The following is a 24,797-nucleotide window of genomic DNA, read 5'->3' as shown; positions in this document are numbered from 1 at the left end:
TCTATGCCGCGCGTGCGGCTTGCGGACGGGCCTGCTTGCCCAGGTCGTTGCGGGTGGTCGGGCCGGCGGCACGGATCTTTTCACGCAGCCGGACCGCTTCGACCGTGCCGTTGGCCACGGTCACGTCTATCAGGTTGACGTCGACCACTTCGTTGTTGGCGGAGGCCTTGGCGCCGATCGCCTCCAGCCGGTCCTCGGCCGCCTTGTCATGGGCGATGTCGGCATGGTCGATAGTCTCGGCCCAGCCGCCATTGGCGTACCAGACGGCTATGCCGTCGGCGAGGCGGTTCGCGGTCAGGACTTTCATTGGTTCACTCCTTGCGCGGCAGCACGGGCCACGCTTTCCTGCCTGTGTGCCGCCAGTGGCTCGGACCGTTCGAAATTGGCGCCGGCGACCGCGTCGCCGATGATGGTCATCACCGGGCCGCTGAGGTCGGCACGCGCCTCCAGCGATGGCAGGTCGGCGAGCGTGCCGTGGAAACGGCGGCGGTTGGCAAGGCTGGCATTCTCGACCACGGCGACGGCCGTATCCGGCGACAGGCCGGCTTCGATCAGCCGGCCGGCGACCTCTGCAGCGACCGAGCGGCCCATATAGACGGCGACCGTCGCGCCGGAAATAGCGAGCTTTGCCCAATCTGGCAGCGAATTTCCCTTGAGGTCGTGGCCGGTGGTGAACACCATCGACGACGACACGCCGCGCAGCGTCAGCGGCAGTTCGAAATCGGCGGCGGCGGCGAAGGCCGCGGTGACGCCCGGAACCACTTCGTAGGCGACGCCGGCATCGCGAAGTGCCGCCATCTCCTCGCCGGCCCGGCCGAACACCAGCGGGTCGCCGGACTTCAGCCGCACGACCCGCTTGCCGGCGCGGCCAAGCTCGACCAGCAGCGCATTGATCTCGGCCTGGCTCTTGGAATGGCAGCCCTTGCGCTTGCCGACCGGCAGGCGCTCGGCGTCGCGACGGCCCATGGCGACGATCGCCTCCGGCACCAGCGCGTCATGGACGATCACGTCGGCTTCCATCAGCAGGCGATGGGCGCGCAGCGTCAAAAGGTCCTCGGCGCCCGGACCGGCGCCGACAAGCGCGATATGGCCCGATGCCGGTTCTTTCGAAAGCAGCAGGCCGACGGCCGCATCATGCGCCTGCGAAAGCTCGCCGGCCTCGACAGCGCGGGCCGGTGCACCGCCAAAGAAATCGCTCCAGAAGCGGCGGCGGGCATTGCCCTTCGGCAGCAGTCTTTCGGCGGTGTCGCGAAACGATGCGGCGAGAGTTGCGAGCGGACCGAGCGAGGGCGACAGCATGCGGTCGATGCGGCTGCGCAGCATCTGCGCCAGCACCGGGCCGGCACCTTCCGTGCCGATGGCAATGGCGACCGGCGCGCGGTTGACCAGTGCCGGCGTGAAGAAATCGCATAGCTCCGGCCGGTCGACGGCATTGACCGGAATGCCCAGCCGGCGCGCATCCCCGGCAACGCGGCGATCGAGCGCCTCGTCGCCGCTGGCGGCAAACACCATCACCGCACCATTGAGATGTGCTGCATCATAGGCCTCGGCGATGTGGGCGGCCCCCGTCTCGGCGATAAAGGCCAGCAGCTCCGGGCTTGTTTCATCGCTGACGATGCGCAGCACAGCGCTCGACTGCGCGAGCAGCCGCGCCTTGGCCAGCGCTTCCTCTGCGCCGCCGACGATGGCTATGGCTTCGCCCTCGACCCGCATGAAGACGGGAAAGGCATTGAGCTTGGGCGTGGCTTGCGGCATGACGAGCGGAATCCTGGAACCGTTTGTCAGTTCTACGCGGGGGCGCGAAAAACCAGAAGGCACCCACTCGCGCATCGCTTCGTAGCAGGCAATCTCTTTTCTGCAAGCATGAAGGCCAAGAGAAAAATATTCCACATTCAAATGCGGAGCAGATTGAAGCTGCTGTTGCAGCCCTTGATCCGCTGCCTTTCTAGCGGCTGGAGGAGCTAACCACAAAACAGATTTTTCTAAATTCTATCAATTTAGTAGATTAAGCCGCCGGATGCTGACCGAGCGATCGACGGCAGCCCCGCGCTCTCGCCGGCCCTTGTCGGAATACCGGGTCCGAGTACCGGAACATTCCCGCCTCGGCACGCGTTTGCACTAGGGCCCAAGCCCGGTCATGCCCCTACGGCAAAGGCTTGGCGATGGGCTTGAAAAATCAAAAAAGGAGCGCCCCATGAGCAACGTCAGACTGAAACGCGGACTGTGGATCGTGGTGGCAGATGGCGAAAAGGCGCTGTTTCTCGAGAACCGTGGAGACGTCCAATATCCCGACCTTCAGGTCGTGCACGAGATGGAGCAGGAAAATCCGGCAACCCGAGAACAGGGCACCGACCGCCCCGGCCGCTACAGCGACGGCCCTTCCGTCCACCGCAGTGCGGTCGAGGACACCGACTGGCACCGTCTCGGCAAGGAGCGTTTTGCCGAAGAGATTGCCGACAGGCTCTACAAGCTCGCGCATCGCGGCAGCTTCAAGGAGATCGTGCTGATCGCGCCGCCGCCGGTGCTGGGCGACATGCGCAGGAAACTGCACAAGGAGGTTACCGACAAGATAACGGCCGAAATTCCAAAGACGCTGACCAACCACAGCATACCCGATATCGAGAGCCTGCTGCAGGCGACCTGATCGGGCATCGGCGGTGTCAACCGCCGCCAGACTTGAACACGCCGCCCGCGATGCAGGCAAATCCTGCCGGCTCGCCCGCCTGGAAAGCCTTCTACACGTGCTGGCCGCCATTGATGTGGATTTCGGACCCCGTCACGTAGGACGCCTGCTGCGAGCACAGGAAGAAGATGATGTCGGCGACTTCCGCCGTGGTGCCCAGCCGTCTCAGCGGAATCGTCTCGACGATCTTTTCCGTGCCCGGCGACAGGATCGCTGTGTCGATCTCGCCCGGCGCAATGGCATTGACGCGAATGCCGTGCGGGCCGAAATCATGCGCCATCTCGCGGGTCAGCGAACCGAGTGCCGCCTTCGACGTTGCATAGGCGGTGCCGGCGAAGGGGTGCACCCGGGTGCCGGCGATCGAGGTGACGTTGACGATCGAGCCCTTGGCCGATGCCAATTCCTTGAACAGTCCGCGCGCCAGCATGATCGGGGCGAAGAAATTCACCTGGAAGACGTCGCGCCAGACGTGCATCGGCGTGTCGATCGAGTTCATGCGGCTGTTGCCGTCCTTGAGCTTCGGCGAGATGCCGGCATTGTTGACCAGCGCATGCAACTGCCCGCCATGCGCCTCCAGCCGGTGGCGGATTTCCGAGATTGCGATGCCGACATCCTCCTGGTCGGCGAGGTCGACCTTGATGTGGTCTTCAGGTCCGGCCGGCCACGGGCAGTCCTCGGCAAAGGCCTGGCGCGAGCAGGTGATGACGCGCCAACCTTCGCGTGAAAAGCGCTTGACAGTGGCATGGCCGATGCCACGGCTGGCGCCGGTCAGCACAATGGTCTTTCTGGTGTCGGTCTCTGCCATTCGCGGTCTCCAAACGGGAGATGTAGCGGAACGCGGCAGCGGTGGCGAGGGGGCCTGTTGTTCAGCCGCCTGTCAGGATGTCCAGGATCGACGTCTGCCGCTTCTTGACCGGGCCGCCGACATTGCCGGGCGGCACCGGGTGCTTGATCGATCCGGTGGTGCCGTCGACGCCCGGCATGGCCAGGCCGCCGGCATCGACCGTCTCGGCAGGACGCACGGGACGCGAAGCCGACTGGGTAGCTGCCGCAGGCGGCGCCGATTGGCCGACGGAAGCGACCGGCGCCGGCGGCGCCGTGTCGGACGGTATGTCGTCCGGGACGATGGTGTCGGGCGGCGTCGACTTCCAGGTTCCGGGCAGCGGCCGCACCGGCACGCCCTCATGCGCGGCGACCATGAATTCGTGCCAGGCCTGCGCCGGCAGCGCGCCGCCGGTGACCTTCTTCATCGCGCTGCCGTCATCGTTGCCGAACCAGACGCCGGTGGTCAGGTTGGCGGTATAGCCGATGAACCAGGCGTCGCGCGAGTTCTGGCTGGTGCCGGTCTTGCCGGCCGCCGGCCAGGCGAACGCCGCCTTCCTGGCCGTGCCGATCTCGACCGTGCCGGTCATCATCGAGTTCATCATGCCGACGACATCGGGCTTGACGACGCGCGGCGCACCGCCGCCATTGTTTTCGTAGAGCACCTTGCCGTCGCTCGTCGTGACCCGGCGGATGAAATGGATGTCCGGCTTATAACCGCCATTGGCGAAGGGAACATAGGCCGAGGTCAGTTCCAGCGGCGTCACTTCCGAGGTGCCGAGCGCGATCGATGTGTTGGCCGTCAGCTCGGACTGGATGCCCATGCGGTGCGCCGCCTCGACCACCGCATTCGGCCCGACTTCCATGGTCAGCTGCGCGGCAACCGAGTTCAGCGATTTTGCCAGCGCCGTCGCCAGCGTCACCTTGCCGAAATACTTGCCGCCGTAATTGTCGGGCGTCCAGTTGCCGATCTTGATCGGCGCGTCGTTGCGCACGCTGTCGGGCGTGCGGCCGGATTCCAGCGCCGCCATATAGACGAACGGCTTGAACGCCGAGCCCGGCTGGCGGCGCGCTTCCGAGGCGCGGTCGAACTGGCTGGTCGAATAGTCGTAACCGCCGACCATCGCGCGCACCGCGCCGGAATTGTCGATCGACACCAGCGCGCCCTGGCTGACATTGAGTTTTTTGCCGCTCTGGTCGATCAGCCGGCGGATCGATTGCTCGGCGAGCTTCTGCAGCGTCAGGTCGACAGTCGTGTCGACGACGATATCGCGGCGCACGTCGCCGATCAGGTCGGGCAGTTCTTCCATGATCGTATCGGCGACATAGTTTTCCGAGCCGGTCCAGTAGGACAGCGCGCGTGTCGCCGGCGCGCTCATCGCCGTGGTCTGCTCCTTGGCGCTGATCTTGCCCTCGTCGCGCATCGCGGCGAGCACCAGCTGCGAACGCTGTTCGGCGGCCTTCGGGTCGCGCGCCGGCGACAGCCGCGACGGCGCCTTGAGCAGGCCGGCGAGAAGTGCCGCCTCCGACAGCGTGACGTCGCGCGCGCTCTTGCCGAAATAGCGGCGCGAGGCCGCTTCGACGCCATAGGCGCCCGAGCCGAAATAGACCCGGTTGAGATACATTTCGAGGATCTGGTCCTTCGTATGCTTGTGCTCCAGCCACAGCGCCAAAAGCACTTCCTGCACCTTGCGTTCCAGCGTGCGGTCCGGCGTCAGGAACAGGTTCTTGGCCAGTTGCTGGGTCAGCGTCGAGCCGCCCTGCGAAAAATGCCCGCCCAGCACATTGGTCACCATGGCCCGGGAAAGGCCGATCGGATCGATGCCGAAATGCGAATAGAAGCGGCGGTCTTCGATGGCGATGACGGCTTCGGGAATGTAGGGCGACATTTCGTGCAGGCCGACGGCCTCGCCGCCGCTCATGCCGCGATTGCCAAGCAGCTGGCCGTCGACCGAGACGATCTTGATGTTGGGGGCGCGGTCGGGAATGGCCCAGGTGGTGGCCGCCGGCATTTTCGCGCCGTAATAGACGACGATGCCGGCAGTGGCGATGCCGCCCCAGATGGCCAGCACGAAGCACCAGTAGAACAGCCGGGCAAGCACGCCGAACACGCCGCGCCGGCTTTTGCCGCGCCCGCCGCGCGGCGGCTTGACCTTGGACGATTTGCGCTTTGCAGCGGCTTTTCGGTTGCTCGGCACGACGCGGTCCTCCTCGCTTACCGAAAAACCGGCCGAGGATCTCGCCCCCGGCGATGCCTCGAAGCTGGGCTCGATGCGGCTGTCTTTCCGGTTCGCCATGCGCTGTGCTGTCTTCCCCATGCCTATGGCGTTGGGGTTGAAGACTAGATGCGGCGGTTTAAAGGCGGGTTAAGTCGGGAAAAATCGAGATAAACTGTATTCAGTCGCTTGCCGAACGGCTGCGGCCCGCGACAGCGCCAAAGCCGGAAATGAAAAACCCGCCTCGGCGGGCGGGTCGTTGGAGCCAATGAGCACCATAGCGAAATTAGTAGCATAGCTGCCGGCACAAAGCAAGAACAAAATGCGCGTTGCCTTAGAATAATCACTTCAGTTCGGCGGTTGCGACAACCCTCAGTCGTCCGCGTCCGGATCGTCGGAGGCCGGCCGCCAGCTGATCGGTTCGATCTTCCTTTGCGTATGGCCGTCCGTATAGGCCCACCAGCCGGCATCGCTTTCGTCCCAGTCGCCGCCGGCCGCCTTCAGCCGGTCGAGCGAACGGTATTGCGCGATGCTCTCGTTCATCACGCCGTCGCTATCCTGCCAGTAGACGGTGACCTTGGAACCGTCCTTGGGTGCCGTTTCGATTGATTTTCGCGCAGCCATTTCAATTCCTCCCGGCCGACGGCGTTAAAGTGCCAGAAGGCCATCAGCTGTGGGCGAAGATGTCCTCTTCATCCCAGCCCATCAGGTCGAGTTTCGCACGCGTCGGCAGGAAGCGGAAGCAGGCATCGGCCTCCCTGGTCCGGTTGTCGCGCGCCAGACGCGCGCTCAGTACGTCGCGCAGCCGGTGCAGGTAGAGCACGTCGGAGGCGGCATATTCGAGCTGCTCAGGCGACAGCGTCTCGGCGGCCCAGTCGGATGATTGCTGCGCTTTCGACAGGCCGATCCCGAGAAGCTCGAAGCAGATGTCCTTCAGCCCGTGCCGGTCGGTGTAGGTGCGCGTCAGCCGCGACGCGATCTTGGTGCAGAACACCGGCTCCGGCATGACGCCGAAGGCATTGTAGAGCACGGCAAGGTCGAAGCGGCCGTAATGGAAGAGCTTGGTGATGCTGCGGTTCTTGAGCAGGCTGACGAGGTTCGGCGCCTTCTTCTGGCCGGGCGCGATCTGGATGACGTCGGCCGAGCCGTCGCCCGGCGAGATCTGCACGACGCAGAGCCGGTCGCGATGCGGGTTCAGCCCCAGCGTCTCGGTGTCGATGGCGACCGCCCCGACATCGTAATGCAGCAGGCCGGGCAGATCGTTTTTGTGGAAACGTATGTCGCTCATCGTCTTCTCCGGTCGCGGCCCCGTGCAGCGATGCGCGACGGACCGTGCCCGTCCTTGCCGCGATCCGGCGAAAAATCAACAAAAACTTGAGTCTGGCGCAATTTCAGCGTGTCAGCGCCTCGAGAATGCGCGCCCAGGAGCGCTGGCCCTTGTGGAAGGAGCTCATCTCGTACTTCTCGTTCGGCGAGTGGATGCGGTCGTCGTCAAGACCGAAACCGACCAGCAGCGATTCCATGCCGAGATAGGTCTGGAAATCGCCGACCACCGGGATCGAGCCGCCGCTGCCGGTCACCACCGCTGGCTTCGGCCATTCGTCGGACAGCGCCTGCTTGGCCTTGGCGAGGAAGGGCGAGTCGTAGGAAAGCTGGATTGCCGGCGAGCCGCCATGCGGATGAAATTCGACCGAGCAGTCCGCTGGCACGCGCTGCCTGGCAAATGCCTGGAAGGCGGCGCGGATTTTTTCCGGATCCTGTTTGTGGACGAGGCGGAAGGAGACTTTTGCCGAGGCTTGCGCGGCGATCACCGTCTTGAAGCCCTTGCCGGTATAGCCGCCGATAATGCCGTTGAACTCGGCCGTCGGTCGCGCCCAGGTCAGTTCGAGCACCGAGCGGCCCTTCTCGCCGGACGGGATCGACAGGCCAATCGGACCGAGGAAGGTCTCGGCCGTCTCGCCGAGCGACAGCCACGACTGCAATATCTGCGACGGCGTTTCCTCGACGCCGTCATAAAAACCTGGAATGGTGACGTGACCATCCGCATCGTGGATGTCGGCCAGGATCTTTGCCAGGATGCGGATCGGATTGGCGGCCGCACCGCCATAGAGCCCGGAATGCAGGTCGCGGTCGGCGGCAGTCACCGTGATCTCCTCGCCGACCAGCCCGCGCAGCGAGACGCAGATCGACGGCGTATCGCGGTCCCACATGCCGGTGTCGCAGACCAGCGCGAAATCGGCCCTGAGCTCATCCGCATTCGCCTCGAGAAACGGTTTCAGCGACGGCGATCCGGACTCCTCCTCGCCCTCGAACAGGATTGTGATTCGGCACGGCAATCCGCCATGCACCTGCTTCCACGCGCGGCAGGCCTCGACGAAGGTCATCAGCTGGCCCTTGTCGTCGGCCGCGCCGCGGCCGGTGATCACCTTGTGGCCGGGCTCGATCTCCTTAACCGCCGGCGCGAACGGGTCGCTTTCCCACAGCTCGATCGGATCGACCGGCTGGACGTCGTAATGGCCGTAAAACAGCAGATGCGGCGCGCCCGCCGGCCCATCGTGATGCGCGACCACCATCGGATGCCCCGGCGTGTCGCGCACGCTGGCGTCGAAGCCGATCAGCTTGAGCTCGGCGACCAGCCATTCGGCGGCCTTGCGGCAGTCGGCGGCGTAGTCCGGATCGGTGGAGATCGACTTGATGCCGAGCAGGCCGAACAGGCGTTCCAGGCTCTGGTCGAAGTTCTTGTCGAGGCGGTCGAGAACAGGGGAAACTGCGGACATCTGGCGGGCCTTTCGATTCTGGCGGCGAATCTAGAGCCCATACGGCGAAACGGAAAGCCCGCGACCGTTAGGCCACAAGGCAGGATCTTGTCGAAAGGCAAAAAAATGCCGCCGTGGTGGAGGGGGAACCACGGCGGCCTTACTCGAAACGATGCGGCAGCCCGGAGAGGGGGGATAGGCTGCCGCAAGTGTCCGGGATAGGCGGGGGACGGGCCTTGCTCCGGACTTCGGCGAAAACTGCCGATGGCGTTTATCTGTGTCTGCGAACGTGGCGATTCAAGGGCACAAAAATTACACTTTTGTAACATAGGCGTGAGCGAACAAAGCTCCGGCCACGCCGGCAGGGCCGGCCAAGCTCGCACGCCATTTGTCAGGGTGTTGCCGGAACCCTTGGCGGAAGCCGCCTTTGGCATGGACCGCGGCGCTGCGCCGCGCTATCCCTCGTGCCATGAAAAAAGGCGATCATCTCTTCCTTGTCGACGGCTCCGGTTACATCTTCCGTGCCTATCACGCGCTCCCGCCGCTGTCCCGCAAGTCCGACGGGCTGCCGACCAGTGCCGTGCTCGGCTTCTGCAACATGGTCTGGAAGCTGACGCAGGACGCCCGCAACACCGATGTCGGCATCGTGCCGACGCATTTCGCCGTGATTTTCGACTATTCGTCGAAGACCTTCCGCAACGACCTCTACCCCGAATACAAGGCCAACCGCTCGGCGCCGCCGGAAGATTTGATCCCGCAATTCGGCCTGATCCGCCAGGCGACCAGGGCCTTCAACCTGCCATGCCTTGAGACGGAAGGCTACGAGGCCGACGATTTGATCGCCACCTATTGCCGGCTTGCCTGCGAAGCCAGCGCCGACACCACCATCATCTCTTCCGACAAGGACTTGATGCAACTGGTCGGCCCAACGGTTGCCATGTACGACCCGATGAAGGACCGCCAGATCGGCGTTCCCGAGGTGATCGAGAAATGGGGCGTGCCGCCACAGAAAATGATCGACCTGCAGGCGCTGACCGGCGATTCGGTCGACAATGTGCCGGGCGTGCCCGGCATCGGGCCGAAGACGGCGGCGCAATTGCTCGAACAGTTCGGCGACCTCGACACGCTGCTCGTCCGCGCCGGCGAGATCAAGCAGGACAAGCGGCGCGAATCGATCATCGCCAATGCCGACAAGGCGCGCATCTCGCGTGACCTGGTGACGCTGAAGAACGACGTGCCGGTGACCGAGGGGCTCGACGAGTTCGTGTTGCACGCGCCGGACGGCCCAAGGCTGATCGGCTTTCTCAAGACCATGGAATTCTCGACGCTGACCCGCCGCGTGGCCGAAGCGACCGGAACCGACGCGGGCGACGTTCCAGCCACCCCCGTCACCATAGAGCGTGCCGATACCGCGCATGGCCCCGATATGGGTTTTGGCGCGCCCGCGGCCGCCGAGAGCGCACCGCCGTCGGACAAAGCGGCACTCGAAGCCCCGGCCGCAGCCAAGCAAGGCGACACCCCATCCCTGCTTTCGGCGCTTCGCCTGGAGGCTGCCACCGCCCGCAAGATCGACACCAGCGCCTACGCCTGCATCCGCGACGCCGCGACGCTGAAGGTCTGGATCGCCGAGGCGATGGAGAGAGGCATCGTCGCCTTCGACGTTAAGACCTCCTCGCCCGATCCGATGCGGGCCGAACTGATCGGCCTTGCCATGGCCGTCGCGCCCGGCCACGCCGCCTACGTGCCGCTTGCCCACAAAAACGGCAATGGCGACCTGCTCGGCGGCGGCGCGGTCGAAAACCAGATCCCGATCCGCGACGCGCTGGCGTTGCTCAAGCCGCTGCTCGAGGACAAATCCGTCCTCAAGATCGTGCACGACATGAAATACCGCCTTGTCGTCATGAGCCGTCACGGCATCGAGATCGGCCCCTATGACGACACCATGCTGATCTCCTACGTGCTTGAGGCCGGCACTCATGGTGGCCATGGCCTGGAGGCGCTGGCCGATAAATGGCTCGGCCACGCGACCATTCCGCTGAAGGAACTGGCCGGTTCGGGAAGAAGCTTCGTCGGCCTCGATCAGGCCGACCTCGGCAAGGCGACGGCTTACGGGGCCGAGCACGCCGACGTCGCGCTCAGGCTCTGGCAGGTGCTGAAGCCACGGCTTGCCGCCAAGGGCCTGGTCTCGGTCTATGAACGGCTGGAACGGCCGCTGGTGCCGGTCCTGGCACGGATGGAGCAGCGCGGCATCTCCGTCGACCGGCAGATCCTGTCGCGGCTCTCCGGCGAACTGGCACAGGGTGCCGCACGGCTCGAGGACGAGATCTACCAGCTGGTCGGCGAACGCATCAACATCGGCTCGCCAAAACAGCTCGGCGACATCCTGTTCGGCAGGATGGGTCTGCCCGGCGGTTCAAAAACCAAGACCGGCCAGTGGTCGACCTCGGCGCAGCTTCTCGAAGACCTCGCCGCCGAAGGCCACGAATTGCCGCGTAAGATCGTCGACTGGCGCCAGCTGACCAAGCTGAAATCGACCTATACCGATGCGCTGCCCGGCTTCATCCATCCCGACACCAAGCGCGTCCACACCTCCTACGCGCTTGCCGCGACGACGACCGGACGGCTGTCGTCCTCGGATCCCAATCTGCAGAACATTCCGGTACGCACCGTCGAGGGGCGAAAGATCAGGACGGCCTTCATTGCCGACAAGGGCAACAAGCTGGTTTCCGCCGACTACAGCCAGATCGAATTGCGCGTGCTGGCCCACGTCGCCGAAATCCCGCAGCTCAAGCAGGCCTTCGCCGACGGCGCCGACATCCACGCCATCACCGCGTCCGAAATGTTCAACGTGCCGGTCGAGGGCATGCCTTCGGAAGTGCGCCGCCGTGCCAAGGCGATCAATTTCGGCATCATCTACGGCATTTCGGCCTTTGGCCTCGCCAACCAGCTGTCGATCGCGCGCGAGGAAGCCGGCGACTACATCAAGAAATATTTCGAGCGCTTCCCCGGCATCCGCGACTATATCGATGCGACCAAGGCCTATGCCCGCGAGCACGGCTTCGTCGAGACCATTTTCGGCCGCCGCATCCACTATCCGGAAATCAGATCGTCAAATCCTTCGGTCCGTGCCTTCAACGAGCGCGCCTCGATCAACGCCCGCCTGCAGGGCACCGCGGCCGACATCATCCGCCGCGCCATGATCCGTATGGACGATGCCCTGGAAAAAGCCAGGCTTTCCGCCCGCATGCTGCTGCAGGTGCATGACGAGCTGGTCTTCGAGACCATCGAAGCCGAGGTCGAGGCGACGATCCCGGTCGTGTGCCACGTCATGGAGAACGCGGCCATGCCGGCGGTGTCGATGTCGGTGCCGCTGCACGTCGACGCCCGCGCCGCCAACAACTGGGAAGAGGCGCATTAGGGCGGGGACGGATATCGACTTCCTGTTGAGGAGCCCCAATATTCTGATGTGGCCTACCTTCATCAGCCTACGCGCCCGTTGAGCCATCTTTTCTCAAGGTTCACGAAAAGCAGCGGTGTGGTATACTGCCCCCATGATCACGAAGACACTCGAGAACCTGGTAAAGCACGCGGAAGCTTGGCCTCGCGAAGACCAGGAGGAGCTTGCCGACTATGCCCGCGTCATCGAGGCGCGCCGAACCGGAGTGTATGCCACGTCGGAATCAGAGCGCAGCGCCATCACAACGGGACTCGCAGAAGCCGACCACGGCACTTTCGTAGATGAGGATACGGTTCGCGCGGCAGACACCCGCCGCAGACTATGAAGGTCCGATTTACGCGGCAGGCCTTTGCCGAACGCGAGGCGATTTTCAACTACCTCGACGAGCGGGCGCCCCAGGGCGCCCTTTCAGTTGTTTCTCGGATCCAAGCTGGGATTTCGCGACTTGCCGAATTTCCAGAAAGTGGCCACGCGACCGATATTCCTGGCGTTCGCGTTCTCTTCATAGGTCGCTACCCCTACAAGGTTTTCTATCGTGCCCGTTCCGATGCAATCGAAATCCTGCACATCCGGCATACCTCAAAGAAGCCGGTTGGCTAGGCCGTAAACTAGGTGGAAAGCGGACTTGGGATTTGTGGAAAGCACTCATGGCGTATGTCATGCTAGAACCGCAGTCATCAAGAATGATTCATGCATGAATTGGGAACAGATAGCATCGGATTTCGCTTGGGACGGCTCATGGCGAGACATCTACGTTCTGAACACGTCTGAGGCAGATTGGCAGGGCGTCTGGAACATCCTCCTGGAATGGACCCCGCCTGCTAGTTTCAGTGTCTCCGGCAAGATCGAGTCGATGCCATTGGGCGTCGAAGCGGCCCTGGAAAGCGAAACAGGCAGCTTACTGTCTTTTTACGTCGGGCCAATTCAGCTTGCATGTCACTTCTTCACCGTTATCGAAATTGAGTTCGACTTCGATCCAAGGCAAGTCAGCGGAAAAACCGAGGTTGAGCACCTTGACCGCTTTATGCGATTGCTCGGTGACGCTACTGGGAAGCAGATAATTCTCACGCAGGAAAATGATCAACAGGCTATCATCGCACGCTACTCTCCCGATCTTGAGAGGGTAGTTTGGACTGCACTTTCATAGCCGAATGTCTGCAACGGGTCGTTTGTTGACTGGCGGCTTCCGCCTCATGGAGGCTATCGCCAAACCATAGGAACCATCGTGAGCCCACCAGCGAGGCGTGAATACTGCCCCGCCGCCTTCGAAGTGTTGCCTTCGGGCTTGCTAAGCCGCTTCAGCCAAACACTTCGCACATGTCCCACGAAACTCGATCACCGCCTTCTTGGCGGCGAAGCCGGTCGAACGCACCCATTCGTCGAGCCGGTGTCCGACATCGTGGTCGGAGAACTCGGTCACCTGGCCGCAGGTGTCGCAGATGGCAAACGCCGTCATCGAATGGCTGTGGTCGTGCGGCTCGGCACAGGCGACGAAGGAATTGAGGCTTTCGAGCCTGTGCACGAAGCCGGATTTCACCAGCGTGTCGAGCGCCCGGTAGACCTGCAGCGGCGCGCGAAAACCGCGCTCGCGCAGTTGGTCGAGCAACGTATAGGCGCTGAGCGGGCCGCTGGCGGCCTCGAGCTTCTCGAGAACGCAAAGCTGGTTCTTCGTCAGTACATCCCTTGCCGCCATGATCCTGTTCCAAGCCGCTCCGTGCCGATCGCTGCCATTTCGCAAGCAGTCGGACCTCTTCCACTGAGATAGCGACGAACTGCCATTTTTGCTACTGTTTCTATTCGCAGCCGGTGGTCGGCTGGCCGGCGGCGCCATATTCAAAATACTGACAAAATCCTCGGCCAGGCTGGCCGTGCTTGGAAATTCGATCGGGCTTGGGGAAGCAATCATGATCAAAGTGACGCGGCGGACGCTGCTTGCCGGCACGTCCGCGCTGGTCGCTGCCGGCCTGGTGCCGTTTCGGGCATTCGCAGCGGCGCGCACCTACCATGCGCTGCTTGTTGCCTGCACCGATTACCCGAACCTGCCGAAGAAAAACTGGCTGATCGGACCGAAAAACGATGCCGGCTTGGTGCGCGATTACCTCCTGGGGAACACGCCCGCGCCGGTAAAATTCCTGGCCGAAAACGTCACGCTGCTCGCCAAGGATGTCGAAGGCGCCAACGGACCGCCGACACATGCGGCGATCAAGGCGGCGTTGGCCGATCTTGCCGCCAAGGTCCAGCGCGACGATTTCGTCTACCTGCATTTGTCCGGTCACGGCGCGCAGCAGCCGGCAGCGAACAAGGGCGACGAGACGGACGGCCTCGACGAGATTTTCTTGCCGTCCGACATCGACAAATGGGTGAACCGCGAAAAGGGCGTGCCCAATGCGCTGGTCGACAACGAGATCGGCACCGCGCTCGACGCTATTCGCGACAAGGGCGCCTTTATCTGGGCCGTGTTCGACTGCTGCCATTCCGGCACTGCGACGCGCGCCGCCGAGGTCGACGACGAGTTGGAACGCAAGGTCGAGTTCGCCGATCTGGTCGGCGGCGACGACGCTGCCAGGGCGGCTGCGGTGAAAGCCTATGACGAGATTGCGTCGGCCGCGCCGCGCGGCTTTGACGAGGACGGGCAGCGCAAGCCGGCCTTCAAGCTGACGCCGACCGGCGCCGAGCCGACCACCAAGGGCAAATTGGTCGCCTTCTACGCGGCGCAGACGGTGGAGACGACGCCCGAGATGCCGCTGCCCAAGGGCACGGCCGATGCACCGCGTTTCGGGCTGTTCACCTTCACCATCCTGTCGAAACTGGCCGAGAACCCCAACATCACCTACCGCCAGCTCGGCCAGGCCGTGCTGCAGCAATATTCGGCGGACGGCCGCACCCGGCCGACGCCGCTGTTCGAAGGGGAACTCGACGCCCGCGTCTTCGGCACCGACAAGACCGACGCGGTCATGCAATGGCCGATCGTCATCGAGAACGACAAAGCCACGATCGGCGCCGGACTGCTGCATCGCCTCACCCCGGGCAGCAGGCTCGCAATATTGCCGTCGGCGCTGTCGCCGCTGTCCGAGGCGCTTGGCTATCTCCAGGTGCAGTCGGCGAAAAACCTGGAAAGCCGGGTCAAGCCGGTCGAGTTCGGCGGCAAGCCGGCGCTCAAGCTGGCCGACATCCCCGCCAATGCCTATGCGCGGCTGGCCGAGCTCGCCGTCGACTACAAGCTCGTGGTCGCGCGGCCGGCAGCGGCCAAAGGCCTCGAGAAAGAGGCCGCGCTGGCGAACTCGGTTCTCGACGAACTGGCGGCCAGGGAGAGCTCAGGGTTCCACATCGCGCTGGTCGAGCCGGGCAGGAGCGCAGATCTGCGTCTCGCAGTGCTGCGCGAGAACGCCATTGCCGGCGCCGCAGAAGATGCCACCGACGCGCCGGCGCTGTGGTTCCTGCCGGCTTCGGGCGACATGACGCTCAAGGGCGGCAGCAAGCCGCCGTTGATCGTCATTCATCCGGACGGCCGCGAAAAATTGATCGAGGCCGCCGCAGGGAATCTGACGAAAATCTTCCGCGCCATCGGACTGTCGAGGCTGGCCGCCGCTTCCGATTATCGGCCGGAAGAGGTCAGCGTCGAGTTCCGGATCAAGCGTTTTGACAGCGACACGCTGCAGCCGATCGAACCGTCGACGGTGCCGCGTGTTTCGCCCGACGATCAGGTCCACGTGCTGGCCAGGAACGGTTCGACCAACCTGGTCGACATCAACGTGCTCTATGTCGGCTCCGACTATTCCATCCAGCATTTTCTTGCCGAGCGCCTGACCGAAGGCGCCGTGCTCGAGGAAGGCCTGTTCAAATTCACCGACACCAGCTTCGGCATGGAGCGGATGATCGCCGTCTTGACCGAAGCACCGCCGCAGAGCGAGAAGCAGGATCTGAGTTTCCTGGCGCAAGAGGGGGTTGTCTCGGTAACGCGCGGACTGGGACAGCCAAGCTTCGCCGACATGCTGGCCGATATCGGCATGGCGCCGGCGACGCGGTCGGCCATGCGGCTGACCGACGACAAGGGGTCGAAGGGCGCCGTGATGATCTTCCCGATGGAGACGGTGCCGCGCGCCTGAGGCGGGGTCAGGTGCCCGGCCGGGCCTCTTGCCTAATCGGCTGATAATGAACATTCTTCGACCGCCGCTGTCGGCGGCCGAACGGAACGGATGAGGGCGTTCGTGAACAGGATCGTATTTTCTTGGCGCGCAACAACCGCCGGCCTTGTCGCCGGGCTGTTGCTGGCCGCGAATGCTTCGGCGGACGAGGCTTGCGGCCTCTGCGCCAAGGAGGTCGTCATCAATTCCGAACTGGCGAGTTGCTTTCTCGACCAGTACGACCAGATCGCCAAAACCGGCAACGCCGCCGTTGTCGTCGATCTCAGCAGTTGCACCTCACGCGGCGTGGTCGAACCATTGCCGTCGCCGAGCAAGGCGCAGGTGGCGCCTGACGTGCAGTTCATCGTTTCGCGGGCGCAGCTGGATTGCCTGAAGAAGAAGCTGGAGGCGCCGGGCATCGTGCTCGACCCGTCCGCCACCATAGAACTGGACAGCTGCGGATGACGAAAGCGGGGGGCAACGCAACGCAGCAGGTAGTGACGGCGCCGGTACCGCAAAAGAAGCCGGTGTCGCTGCCGGAAACCGTCGAAGGCCTGCCGTGGGTGAGCAATCACGAGGTCAAGAAGGAGGCGAACCCGTTCACCGATCGCGACTGGCGCATGCTCGTCTATGCCTGGTCCGGATTGCTGGTGCGCCTGGCGATCATCTTCACCTTGATCTTTTCGGTCTACCAGTTCCTAGCGAACCAGGAGCAGAAGCGCGTCGAGCAGACGATGTCGCTGGTCGAGCTCTGGGAAAGCAAGGACTACCAGCAGGCGCAACGGGCCCTCAAGCAACGCCTGGCGGCGCTCAACGCCAAATACGGCAATCTGCTCAGTGCCAATCCGACGCCGACCGAGGAACAGGTGTTCAGGCAGCGCATCGGCATCGAAGCGATGAGCGCAACCGGCGGCGACATGCCGCTTGCCGAGTTCAGCGACAATTTCGACCGCATCGTCTATTTCCTCAACCGCCTTTCCTTCTGCGTCGAAGGCAGGCTGTGCTCGCGTGAGGTCGCCGACTCCTATTTCCGCGACTATGCCGCTTCGTTCTGGAGCTATTTTGCCGGCTATATCGACAAGGAACGCAAGGCCGGTTCACCGACTTTCGCCCAGCCGATCGAGAACTATGTCCGCCAGGCGCCACCCTCGGCCCAGTCCAGATAATTCCCGAAAATGCGAAAGCCGGCGACGGAAATGCTCCGCCGCCGGCCGGTTTTCCGCGACGATCGCGGCGGAAACTCTGCAGGCCTATTTGTACAGGCTGTTGATCCACTGGACGTTGATGGCGTTCAGACGCACGGCTGTGTTGGCATCCGGGCTCTCGGCCACGTTCACGCCGGTGATGACGCGCTGCTTGGAGCCATTGTCGTAGGCATAGACCGAGCTGCCGCTCGATCCTGGATACGTGTCGCAGTCGTACTGGAAATACTCGGTGGCGATGTGTTCGGCGAGCACTTCGCAGGTCGCCTTCCACATCGTGCCCATTGGCTTGTCGCCGGGATAGCCGACGATGTTGGCGGTGAAATCGCCGAGATCCACATAATTGGCATAGCCCAGCCAGCCGAGGTTGGTGCCGACATCCTGCTTCAAGGTGACGATGCCGAGATCCCATGGCACGACCGAGCCGTAAAAGCCCTGGTAATTGTCGATGAAGCCCTGGATGATATAGGCGCTTTCATAGGTGAAGGCGCCGAACGGTGCGTCGTCGGCAGTCTTGCCGTTGAGAGCCGGCACGAACAGGATGTCGTCGAGCCAGGCCTTGTCCTCGTGGCTGTAGAGGCAGTGCGCCGCGGTGAGCACCGTGCGCGGGCCGATCAGTGTTGCCGAACAGCTGCCATAGCTGCCGCTTTTCGATTTGCCTTCGAGGTAGCCGATCGCGGTGAACGGGTAGGTTTTGGTATTCTTGATCTGCTCCCGGTCGTCCGTCCCGAACACCTGGCGGCCGGCCTCTTCGCCTCCGCTCAGCCCGGAATTCTCGGACTTCTGTCCCTCGGCGGGCGCGTTCATTTCCTTGATGACAAGGTCCTTCAGCGTCTCGTTCGGATCGATCTTGATGTCCTTGCCATCGGCGGAGCGGCCGACGATGCCATAGGATTTGACGGCCGTTGCTTCGTCGGTGAGCGGCGCGGCGCGGTTGGCCTCGTCCTCGGTCAGTTTCGGCAGGGCGATCGGTTTCGCCCGGCCGGGCTTGTAATCGCCCGATGTCACATCCCGCATGCTTTCGCCGTTGCCGGCATTGGCGGAACCTGGATCGGCTGCCAAGGCAGGAACCGCCCACATTGCGGTGGAAAGCAACGCGGACGCAATAATGCTATATGTCAGTTTTGTCATGGTGAGACTCTCCCAAAAGTCAGCAAGGACTGGATCAAGATACAGAAATATTGTCGAGATCGTGGTGGCGCAGAAAAATGAAATTGGTTACCGGTGCCTTTACCGGGCCATTATTCAGTGCAGCCAGTTTAGGTCCCCGCCAAAAATGCCTGCAACGGTATACTGCCTAAAATAATCCAACATTGGCAACGACAAATTGCTTCCACATAGCCCGTGGGGGGCTATAGGATTTTGGGCGGGTTTGGCTCGACAGCACGACTAGCAGAAATGGTGCTCGGCTTTGTGACGGATCATGCTTCGCCGTGGAGCATGATCTCACCGGCCGGTTCCATTTCAGTGGATCATGCGTCGGCGACTGACCTGTCGGGAACATCGTCTCAGGGGGTTCGAGGTGAAGATCATCCATAGGTTCAGACCGATTGCCGCCGCCGCACTGCTCGGCATCGCGGCGGCCTTGCCGGCCGTCAATTCCGTTCATGCCACGGACGCGGCCGCGCGGCCGGAGGCGGCGATCTCGCCGATGAAACGCGTGGCCGAGGCCAGGGCCAAGGCCAAGGCGGAGAACCCCGACGGCGCCGATCGCGTCTACGGCGGCAAAGAGGCCGAGAAGGGCGCTTACCCGTTCCAGGTGGCATTGTTGACCACCAACAGACTGGACAAAAGCCCGGCCTCGCAGGCGAATGCGCAGTTCTGCGGCGGCAGCCTGATCGCGCCGCAATGGGTGCTGACGGCGGCGCACTGCCTCAATGACGACGGCGAGCCGATTTCGCCTGATATGGTCACCGTGCTCACCGGCGCCACCGATCTCAGCGAGGGCAAGCGCTACAAGGCGGCGGAGATCATCGTCAACGAGGGCTATAGCGAGCAGACGCTGGACAACGATCTCGGCTTGATCCGGCTGGCCGAGCCGGCCGATGCTCCGACCATCAAAATTGCCCGTGAGCCGACACCGGACACCGGTAAGACGACGGTCACCGGTTGGGGCAAGATGCAGGACGGAGCGTTTCCCACCGCGCTGATGGTCGCCGACCTGGACCTCCAGCCGAACGCAACCTGCAACAGCGGCATCAAGGCGATTTATGCGCATGATTTGAAGGCAGCGCTCGGCGAGCTCGCCCGCCGCATGCGTTACTCGGAAAGGGGCATCGAGGCGGCCGCCAACGCGATTGCAGCTGACATGGCCGATCCGCTGACCGGCAACATGATCTGCGCCGGCACCGCAAGCGGCGAGCGCGACGCCTGCAACGGCGACAGCGGCGGACCGCTATTCATGACCGGCGCCGATGGCCCGGTGCAGGTCGGCGTCGTCAGCTGGGGCGAAGGTCCGGCCGACGGCAGCACCGCCTGCGGCCACAAGAACGCCTACGGCATCTACACGCGGCTGGCCAATTACACCGGCTGGATCGAAGAGAAGATGAAGACGGCAGCGCCGGCAGCGCCCAAAGCCCTCGGCACGGCGCAGAAGCCCGCCACGCCCTGACCGGTGTCATTTGCTGAATGACGGCGGGAGCAATCCCGCCGTTTCTGCCCGGAACCTTAGGTTGGGACTAGAACCAGCGATCGCGGCGCTGGTCTGTGGCGGCCAAGGCGAGGCCCAGTAGCGCCCCTACGGCCGCTCCGAGTATGAAGGCGGACGATATTGTGCCGGGATTCTCCTGGACAACCCCGGACACTGTCTGCGCCCTGTTGCGCAGGGCTTGTGCCGTCCGCGAGGCGCGCTCAGCAGCGTTGCCATACCAATCGCCGGCGTCCTCAATCGCCTCTTCCGCGCGTTCGGCCAAGGTTCGGTTGATCTTGTTGATCTCGCGCCTCAGCTGCGCGACCTGCTTCTCCAGGGCTTCCTGAGCTTCACGTTGAGTCATCTTCGGTGCTGCGGATTCGTTCGGTTCGTCGGCCATTGTAATCTCCTTTGCTCAGGCTCGGCTCAACGGCCGGCCCACTGTGCAGGTTCCTCCGCAAAACGCGTATGTCCGGTGTTTGTTCGGTGAGAAACCGGCTTTTGTCCGGCATGTCTGCGAATTCGGCATCAACATCGGATCGTTCCGGCGCTCCCCGCGTTGGTGAAAACGCCACAAGGGAGGAACCGCCATGGACGACGATCGGCATGAAAAAATTCGGCAGCGAGCCTATGAAATCTGGGTGCGCGAGGGCCGCCCGCACGGCGCACATGAGCGTCATTGGCAGCAGGCGAAACATGAGCTTGACCTCGACGACGCGACAACGGTGCCGGCAGATGATGGCGCGGCCGAGCACGGTCCCACTGGAACGATCGCCAGTTCCGACGTTCTGACGGTCGAGGCACTGGCGATGCGCACCGGGATAACCGGTGATCAGGCGCAAGAGCTGATCGACAGGCTTGGCAACGACAGAGCGACGCTCGAGGAAGCCGCGCGGAACCTCAAGGCAGCCGAAGGTTAGAGCGTGTTTGAGAAGGGGATTCCCAGCGCTGCTTATCAAGCACGCTTTTAGCGGCGCTCGACACCCTTTGCCGCCAGGATGTCATCAACGGCTGCCGACATCAGAAATTCCGACAGCTGCTTGGCAGCTTCTGCGTCCGTTGAATCGGCGCTGATGCCAATGGCGAAGTCAACGTAACTCTGGAGTTCTTCCGGAAACCGACCGACAAGCATGACCTCGGGAGCGGCCGCGAGAATCGAAGTCACGGGAACGACCCCCAACTCGGCTTCCCCACGTCCCACGGCCGGCGCTGTCTGCCCTCCTGGTATGGCCACCAGCTTGGGCTTCACCTCATCCGCTATCCCCAAACGTTCCAGCAAACCGGAGAAGTAGCCACTGCTGGTTCCTTCACTGGCGTAGGCGATCGATCTGGCGCTCTTCAACGCCTGTTCGAATGCTTCCACGGACCCGATGTCGAGCGGTCGACTGCCAGCTTTGGCCGCCACCCCCATTGCTATCCGGCCGAACGCTACCTGGCTCCCCGCCTTGACCTTTCCCAAGGCGGCCAGATCCTGAACCAGGTTCGGATTGGTGATGACGAGGTCAAAAGCTTCCCCAGCCTCAATCTGCTTCTTTACTGTCGGATTGAGCTCCCACCTGACCGCAACTGTGAATCCCGTGGCGGTTTCGAACCGGGGTATGAGAGCTAGGATGGCGGGGCGGACCGCAATAGCGCCAAAAAGCCGGATTTCCTGATTCATCGCCTAACCCCGAATCGGACGAAACGACCTTCTTGCAATACCCATCCAGCTGCCCGGCCATTCTATGCTCAGCGTCCCGGAAGCCGTCGCCCTTCGGCCACCGGATGCCGTCATCGCCTACTTCCTCGGCGGCCCCTTGCGCTCGGCCGATGCCGCCCAGAGATTGATGTCCGACTCGCGGGCAAAGGTGTCGATCTCGGCGAGCTCGGCATCGCTGAAGTCGAGCGCCTCAAGCGCGCCGACGCAATCCTCGACCTGTTCCGGCCGGCTGGCGCCGATCAGCGCCGACGTCACCCTGCCCCGGCGAAGCACCCAGGCCAGCGCCATCTGCGCCAGCGTCTGGCCGCGGCGACGGGCGATGACGTTCAGCGCCTCGATATTGGCGACGGACTTGTCGTTGATGAATGCCGGGCGCAGCGACTTGCCCTGGCTGGCGCGGCTGCCATCGGGGATGCCGCCGAGATATTTGTCGGTCAGCATGCCTTGCGCCAGCGGCGAGAACACGATCGAGCCGACACCAAGCCCCTCCAGCGTATCGAGCAGGCCATCATCCTCGACCCAGCGGTTGAGCATCGAATAGCTCGGCTGATGGATCACGCAAGGCGTGCCGAGCTGCTTCAATATGTCGGCGGCCTCGCGTGTTCGCTGGGAATTGTAGGAGGAAATGCCGGCATAGAGCGCCTTGCCCGAGCGCACCGCATGATCGAGCGCGCCCATCGTCTCCTCCAGCGGGGTGTCAGGGTCGAAGCGGTGCGAATAGAAGATGTCGACATAGTCGAGCCCCATCCGCTTCAGGCTCTGGTCGAGGCTGGCCAGCACATATTTGCGGCCGCCCCATTCTCCATAAGGCCCTGCCCACATTTCGTAGCCGGCCTTGGTCGAGATGATCAGCTCGTCGCGATAGCCGGCAAAGTCCTTCCGCAGGATCTCGCCGAACGCCCGCTCCGCCGAGCCGGGCGGCGGGCCGTAATTGTTGGCGAGGTCGAAATGCGTGATGCCGAGGTCGAAGGCCTTGCGCGTAATCGCCTGCTTGGTTCTATGCGGCGTGTCGTCGCCGAAATTGTGCCACAGCCCAAGCGAGATCGCCGGCAGCTTCAAGCCGGAGCGCCCGCAGCGATTGTAGATCATCTTTTTGTAGCGGTTCTCGGCGGGGACATAGGGCATGGGAAATCCTCATATCTCATATCGAAACGCGCCCGACGGCTGCCGACGCGATGACGGGCAAGTCGGCTCCAGCCTCACCCTTAGCCTCTCCCCGCGCAAACGGGGAGAGGCTGTTGCGGTCCTTGGGAGGTGCGCCGCCTACTTCGTTTTCTTCTTCGCCAGCAGCTCCTTCGCCGCCTTGACGCCGAGTGCCGCGGGCCGCTCGCAGCTGGTCTGCATGGCAACGAACTTTCCGGTCTCGCCCGAGCGCAACAGGCCGGTCATGACGTCGACGGCATGCAGCGCCAGTTCCATCGAGCAGCGGTGCGGCCTGCCTTCGGTAATCGCTATCGCCATGTCGGCAAGGCCGGCGGTGCGGTAGTTGGCCATCATGCCTTGCGAATGCATCTCGTTGGGCACGCCGAACGGATGCGGCCATTTCGGCAGCTTCTTCACCGGTTTGGCGGCTTCGGTGTAGCGCACTTCGCCGCCGAAGAAGTTCGGATCCGGCACGAACACCGTGCCCGCCTCGCCATAGAGTTCCATCGGCGCGTGGCCATGGCTCCAGACATCCCAGCTGGTGTTGAGCGTCACCATGGCGCCGTTCTCGAATTCCAGCACGCCGTGGATCGTCGTCGGCGTGGAGACCGGGATCTTTTCGCCGGCGCGCGGCTTCGAGCTGATGATGCGTTCCGTCATCGGGATCGAAGCGAAGGCGGCGACCTGCTTCACCGGCCCGATCAGCTGGATCAGGTTGGTGATGTAATACGGTCCGATATCGAGCACCGGCCCGGCGCCCGGCTGGAAGAAGAAGTCCGGATTGGGGTGCCAATGCTCCATGCCATGGCTCATCACATGACAGGTGCCGCTGGTGATCCTGCCGAGCCTGCCGGTGTCGATCAGGTCGCGGACAAGCTGGTGCGCGCCGCCGAGGAAGGTGTCGGGGGCCGAACCGATGCGCAGCCCCTTGCTTTCCGCCCGTTTTTTCAGGTCGAGCCCTTCCTTGACCGACAGCACGAAGGGCTTCTCCGAATAGACGTGCTTGCCGGCATCGAGGATCTGCTTCGACACCTCGTAATGCACCGCCGGAATGGTCAGGTTGACGATGATGTCGATATCGTCGGCCTTGAGCAGCCCCTCGACGGTCTCGGCGCGCAGCTTGAACTCTTTTGCCCGCGCTTTCGCCGCTTCCATGTTGATGTCGGCGCAGGCGCGCATCTCGATGCCGCGAAACAGCGGCGCCAGCGAGAAATACGCCTTAGAGATGTTGCCGCAGCCGATGACGCCGATGCCAAGTTTTGTTGCCATGCTGGTGTGCTCCTAATAGGTCTTGGCGGCTGCGATCGAGCGGCGGGCGAAGCGCTCGATATCGTTGGGATTGTCCTGTTCCATGACGTAGTATTTTGCGGCGCTTTTGGCGCGTAGCGCCTTGATCAGGCCGGGCCAGTCGATGGTGCCGTGGCCGACATCCGACCAGCCGTCCTCGTCGAGGCCCTCGCCCGGCTTGGCCAAGTCCTTGACATGGACGGCGACGATGCGCTTGCCGTGCTTCTCGATCCAGGGCAGCGGATCGACGCCGCCGCGCACCACCCAGGCGACGTCCATCTCCCAGCCGATGTCGGGCGCGGAGGACAGGATATGGTCCTGCGGCACCGAGCCGTCGGCAAGCGCCTTGAACTCGAAATCATGGTTGTGCCAGGCAAAGCCATAGCCGGCTTTCCTGGCCGTCTCGCCGACCTTGGCCAGGCGTTCGCCGAAGCCGCGCCAGCCGGCTGTGTCGGCCGGCCTGAACTCGGCGTTCAGGAACGGGCAGATGAGCAGCGTGATGCCGAGCGCCTCGGCCGTCCTGCGCACGCCGTCGAAATCCGTCTCGAGCGCGTCGATCGAGAAATGCCCGGTCGGCATGGCGAGCCCGTTCTTGTCGAGCTCGGCACGGAACGCCTTGGGATCGTCATAGACGCCGCCGAACCCTTCGACTTGGCTGTAACCAAGCTCCCCCAGCATCTTGAGCACGCCCTCCCAGGGCTGGAAATTGCGGGCGCTGTAAAGTTGGAATGACCAGTTCATCGTCTCTGTCCGTTTTCTTGTGGATGGTTAGTTTTGGG

Annotated in this window: 23 protein-coding genes; 9 read left to right on the top strand and 14 right to left on the bottom strand. The window is 63.3% G+C overall.

The features are described from left to right. Position 1 precedes the first annotated feature (1 nt). Positions 2–307: a DUF2849 domain-containing protein gene (locus NKK47_RS14805; protein WP_352453967.1), complete on the bottom strand. Its 306-nt coding sequence runs from the start codon at positions 305–307 to the stop codon at positions 2–4. Beyond that, the gene (gene cysG / locus NKK47_RS14800; protein ID WP_352577445.1) at positions 304–1,755 is read right to left on the bottom strand and encodes a siroheme synthase CysG; all 1,452 of its coding nucleotides are present in this window, start codon (positions 1,753–1,755) and stop codon (positions 304–306) included. The genes NKK47_RS14805 and cysG overlap by 4 nt, the downstream gene beginning before the upstream one ends. A gap of 439 nt (positions 1,756–2,194) precedes the next feature. Here cysG and NKK47_RS14795 point away from each other — a divergent pair, with 439 nt between their 5' ends. Then, the gene (locus tag NKK47_RS14795) at positions 2,195–2,644 is read left to right on the top strand and encodes a baeRF12 domain-containing protein (RefSeq protein WP_352448343.1); all 450 of its coding nucleotides are present in this window, start codon (positions 2,195–2,197) and stop codon (positions 2,642–2,644) included. A gap of 91 nt (positions 2,645–2,735) precedes the next feature. On the opposite strand, the gene NKK47_RS14790 is transcribed toward NKK47_RS14795, so the two are convergent. The 5 genes from NKK47_RS14790 to NKK47_RS14770 form a co-directional block, all read right to left on the bottom strand. After that, positions 2,736–3,488: an SDR family NAD(P)-dependent oxidoreductase gene (locus tag NKK47_RS14790; RefSeq protein ID WP_023675240.1), complete on the bottom strand. Its 753-nt coding sequence runs from the start codon at positions 3,486–3,488 to the stop codon at positions 2,736–2,738. Positions 3,489–3,549: 61 nt separating this feature from the next. Further along, positions 3,550–5,802 (bottom strand): transglycosylase domain-containing protein, encoded by a 2,253-nt coding sequence (locus NKK47_RS14785; RefSeq protein WP_352577444.1) that lies wholly within the window; start codon positions 5,800–5,802, stop codon positions 3,550–3,552. Between the two features lie 291 nt (positions 5,803–6,093). After that, positions 6,094–6,345 carry a hypothetical protein gene (locus NKK47_RS14780; protein WP_352577443.1) on the bottom strand — a complete coding sequence of 84 codons (252 nt, stop codon included), beginning with the start codon at positions 6,343–6,345 and terminating at the stop codon, positions 6,094–6,096. Between the two features lie 43 nt (positions 6,346–6,388). Continuing rightward, entirely contained in the window at positions 6,389–7,009 is a 621-nt protein-coding gene (locus tag NKK47_RS14775) for a ribonuclease D (protein ID WP_254816792.1), read from the bottom strand. Between the two features lie 103 nt (positions 7,010–7,112). Continuing rightward, positions 7,113–8,498, bottom strand: a complete 1,386-nt coding sequence (locus NKK47_RS14770) for a M20/M25/M40 family metallo-hydrolase (RefSeq protein ID WP_352577442.1) — start codon at positions 8,496–8,498, stop codon at positions 7,113–7,115. A gap of 448 nt (positions 8,499–8,946) precedes the next feature. Here NKK47_RS14770 and polA point away from each other — a divergent pair, with 448 nt between their 5' ends. The 3 genes from polA (at position 8,947) to NKK47_RS14755 (ending at position 13,081) form a co-directional block, all read left to right on the top strand. After that, the gene (polA, locus tag NKK47_RS14765) at positions 8,947–11,895 is read left to right on the top strand and encodes a DNA polymerase I (RefSeq protein WP_352577456.1); all 2,949 of its coding nucleotides are present in this window, start codon (positions 8,947–8,949) and stop codon (positions 11,893–11,895) included. Between the two features lie 360 nt (positions 11,896–12,255). Beyond that, positions 12,256–12,534 carry a type II toxin-antitoxin system RelE/ParE family toxin gene (locus NKK47_RS14760; protein WP_352577441.1) on the top strand — a complete coding sequence of 93 codons (279 nt, stop codon included), beginning with the start codon at positions 12,256–12,258 and terminating at the stop codon, positions 12,532–12,534. A 94-nt stretch (positions 12,535–12,628) separates the two neighbouring features. Next, entirely contained in the window at positions 12,629–13,081 is a 453-nt protein-coding gene (locus NKK47_RS14755) for a hypothetical protein (protein WP_352568251.1), read from the top strand. Positions 13,082–13,222: 141 nt separating this feature from the next. Here NKK47_RS14755 and NKK47_RS14750 read toward each other — a convergent pair whose 3' ends face one another. Continuing rightward, positions 13,223–13,627 (bottom strand): Fur family transcriptional regulator, encoded by a 405-nt coding sequence (locus tag NKK47_RS14750; protein ID WP_023675234.1) that lies wholly within the window; start codon positions 13,625–13,627, stop codon positions 13,223–13,225. A gap of 211 nt (positions 13,628–13,838) precedes the next feature. On the opposite strand from NKK47_RS14750, the gene NKK47_RS14745 reads away from it, so the two are divergent. From NKK47_RS14745 to NKK47_RS14735, 3 genes are all read left to right on the top strand, one after another. Further along, complete coding sequence (locus NKK47_RS14745; RefSeq protein WP_352577440.1) at positions 13,839–16,040, top strand: caspase family protein; 2,202 nt, start codon at positions 13,839–13,841, stop codon at positions 16,038–16,040. Between the two features lie 102 nt (positions 16,041–16,142). Next, positions 16,143–16,523 (top strand): hypothetical protein, encoded by a 381-nt coding sequence (locus tag NKK47_RS14740; RefSeq protein WP_352577439.1) that lies wholly within the window; start codon positions 16,143–16,145, stop codon positions 16,521–16,523. Then, complete coding sequence (locus NKK47_RS14735) at positions 16,520–17,224, top strand: DUF4760 domain-containing protein (protein ID WP_352577438.1); 705 nt, start codon at positions 16,520–16,522, stop codon at positions 17,222–17,224. The genes NKK47_RS14740 and NKK47_RS14735 overlap by 4 nt, the downstream gene beginning before the upstream one ends. 84 nt (positions 17,225–17,308) lie before the next feature. Here the strand turns inward: NKK47_RS14735 and NKK47_RS14730 are convergent, their stop codons facing one another. Continuing rightward, complete coding sequence (locus tag NKK47_RS14730; RefSeq protein WP_352577437.1) at positions 17,309–18,391, bottom strand: trypsin-like serine peptidase; 1,083 nt, start codon at positions 18,389–18,391, stop codon at positions 17,309–17,311. A 391-nt stretch (positions 18,392–18,782) separates the two neighbouring features. Here NKK47_RS14730 and NKK47_RS14725 point away from each other — a divergent pair, with 391 nt between their 5' ends. Next, positions 18,783–19,871, top strand: coding sequence for a S1 family serine peptidase (locus NKK47_RS14725; RefSeq protein ID WP_352568255.1), 1,089 nt, complete (start codon positions 18,783–18,785; stop codon positions 19,869–19,871). Positions 19,872–19,938: 67 nt separating this feature from the next. Here the strand turns inward: NKK47_RS14725 and NKK47_RS14720 are convergent, their stop codons facing one another. Then, on the bottom strand, positions 19,939–20,289 hold the full coding sequence (locus tag NKK47_RS14720; protein ID WP_023675228.1) for a hypothetical protein: 351 nt from the start codon (positions 20,287–20,289) through the stop codon (positions 19,939–19,941). Positions 20,290–20,479: 190 nt separating this feature from the next. Here NKK47_RS14720 and NKK47_RS14715 point away from each other — a divergent pair, with 190 nt between their 5' ends. Further along, positions 20,480–20,809: a DUF2934 domain-containing protein gene (locus NKK47_RS14715; protein ID WP_352577436.1), complete on the top strand. Its 330-nt coding sequence runs from the start codon at positions 20,480–20,482 to the stop codon at positions 20,807–20,809. A gap of 47 nt (positions 20,810–20,856) precedes the next feature. On the opposite strand, the gene NKK47_RS14710 is transcribed toward NKK47_RS14715, so the two are convergent. The 4 genes from NKK47_RS14710 to NKK47_RS14695 all read right to left on the bottom strand — a co-directional run bounded on the left by NKK47_RS14710 (position 20,857) and on the right by NKK47_RS14695 (position 24,759). Beyond that, positions 20,857–21,549: a molybdate ABC transporter substrate-binding protein gene (locus tag NKK47_RS14710; protein ID WP_352577435.1), complete on the bottom strand. Its 693-nt coding sequence runs from the start codon at positions 21,547–21,549 to the stop codon at positions 20,857–20,859. A gap of 117 nt (positions 21,550–21,666) precedes the next feature. Next, positions 21,667–22,713 (bottom strand): L-glyceraldehyde 3-phosphate reductase, encoded by a 1,047-nt coding sequence (mgrA, locus tag NKK47_RS14705; RefSeq protein WP_352577434.1) that lies wholly within the window; start codon positions 22,711–22,713, stop codon positions 21,667–21,669. A 138-nt stretch (positions 22,714–22,851) separates the two neighbouring features. After that, on the bottom strand, positions 22,852–24,000 hold the full coding sequence (locus NKK47_RS14700) for a Gfo/Idh/MocA family protein (protein WP_352577433.1): 1,149 nt from the start codon (positions 23,998–24,000) through the stop codon (positions 22,852–22,854). A gap of 12 nt (positions 24,001–24,012) precedes the next feature. Beyond that, on the bottom strand, positions 24,013–24,759 hold the full coding sequence (locus tag NKK47_RS14695) for a sugar phosphate isomerase/epimerase family protein (RefSeq protein WP_352577432.1): 747 nt from the start codon (positions 24,757–24,759) through the stop codon (positions 24,013–24,015). Positions 24,760–24,797: the final 38 nt, after the last annotated feature.

Origin of the sequence: Mesorhizobium sp. M0019, from assembly GCF_040323975.1 — a bacterium.
Lineage (GTDB): Bacteria > Pseudomonadota > Alphaproteobacteria > Rhizobiales > Rhizobiaceae > Mesorhizobium.
This window is presented reverse-complemented; position numbering and strand designations above follow the sequence as displayed.

Coding starts and splice junctions, on each gene's coding strand:
- NKK47_RS14805 (WP_352453967.1), bottom strand. CDS start 307: ATGAAAGTCCTGACCGCGAACCGCCTCGCCGACGGCATAGCCGTCTGG.
- cysG (WP_352577445.1), bottom strand. CDS start 1,755: ATGCCGCAAGCCACGCCCAAGCTCAATGCCTTTCCCGTCTTCATGCGG.
- NKK47_RS14795 (WP_352448343.1), top strand. CDS start 2,195: ATGAGCAACGTCAGACTGAAACGCGGACTGTGGATCGTGGTGGCAGAT.
- NKK47_RS14790 (WP_023675240.1), bottom strand. CDS start 3,488: ATGGCAGAGACCGACACCAGAAAGACCATTGTGCTGACCGGCGCCAGC.
- NKK47_RS14785 (WP_352577444.1), bottom strand. CDS start 5,802: ATGGCGAACCGGAAAGACAGCCGCATCGAGCCCAGCTTCGAGGCATCG.
- NKK47_RS14780 (WP_352577443.1), bottom strand. CDS start 6,345: ATGGCTGCGCGAAAATCAATCGAAACGGCACCCAAGGACGGTTCCAAG.
- NKK47_RS14775 (WP_254816792.1), bottom strand. CDS start 7,009: ATGAGCGACATACGTTTCCACAAAAACGATCTGCCCGGCCTGCTGCAT.
- NKK47_RS14770 (WP_352577442.1), bottom strand. CDS start 8,498: ATGTCCGCAGTTTCCCCTGTTCTCGACCGCCTCGACAAGAACTTCGAC.
- polA (WP_352577456.1), top strand. CDS start 8,947: ATGAAAAAAGGCGATCATCTCTTCCTTGTCGACGGCTCCGGTTACATC.
- NKK47_RS14760 (WP_352577441.1), top strand. CDS start 12,256: ATGAAGGTCCGATTTACGCGGCAGGCCTTTGCCGAACGCGAGGCGATT.
- NKK47_RS14755 (WP_352568251.1), top strand. CDS start 12,629: ATGAATTGGGAACAGATAGCATCGGATTTCGCTTGGGACGGCTCATGG.
- NKK47_RS14750 (WP_023675234.1), bottom strand. CDS start 13,627: ATGGCGGCAAGGGATGTACTGACGAAGAACCAGCTTTGCGTTCTCGAG.
- NKK47_RS14745 (WP_352577440.1), top strand. CDS start 13,839: ATGATCAAAGTGACGCGGCGGACGCTGCTTGCCGGCACGTCCGCGCTG.
- NKK47_RS14735 (WP_352577438.1), top strand. CDS start 16,520: ATGACGAAAGCGGGGGGCAACGCAACGCAGCAGGTAGTGACGGCGCCG.
- NKK47_RS14730 (WP_352577437.1), bottom strand. CDS start 18,391: ATGACAAAACTGACATATAGCATTATTGCGTCCGCGTTGCTTTCCACC.
- NKK47_RS14720 (WP_023675228.1), bottom strand. CDS start 20,289: ATGGCCGACGAACCGAACGAATCCGCAGCACCGAAGATGACTCAACGT.
- NKK47_RS14715 (WP_352577436.1), top strand. CDS start 20,480: ATGGACGACGATCGGCATGAAAAAATTCGGCAGCGAGCCTATGAAATC.
- NKK47_RS14710 (WP_352577435.1), bottom strand. CDS start 21,549: ATGAATCAGGAAATCCGGCTTTTTGGCGCTATTGCGGTCCGCCCCGCC.
- mgrA (WP_352577434.1), bottom strand. CDS start 22,713: ATGCCCTATGTCCCCGCCGAGAACCGCTACAAAAAGATGATCTACAAT.
- NKK47_RS14700 (WP_352577433.1), bottom strand. CDS start 24,000: ATGGCAACAAAACTTGGCATCGGCGTCATCGGCTGCGGCAACATCTCT.
- NKK47_RS14695 (WP_352577432.1), bottom strand. CDS start 24,759: ATGAACTGGTCATTCCAACTTTACAGCGCCCGCAATTTCCAGCCCTGG.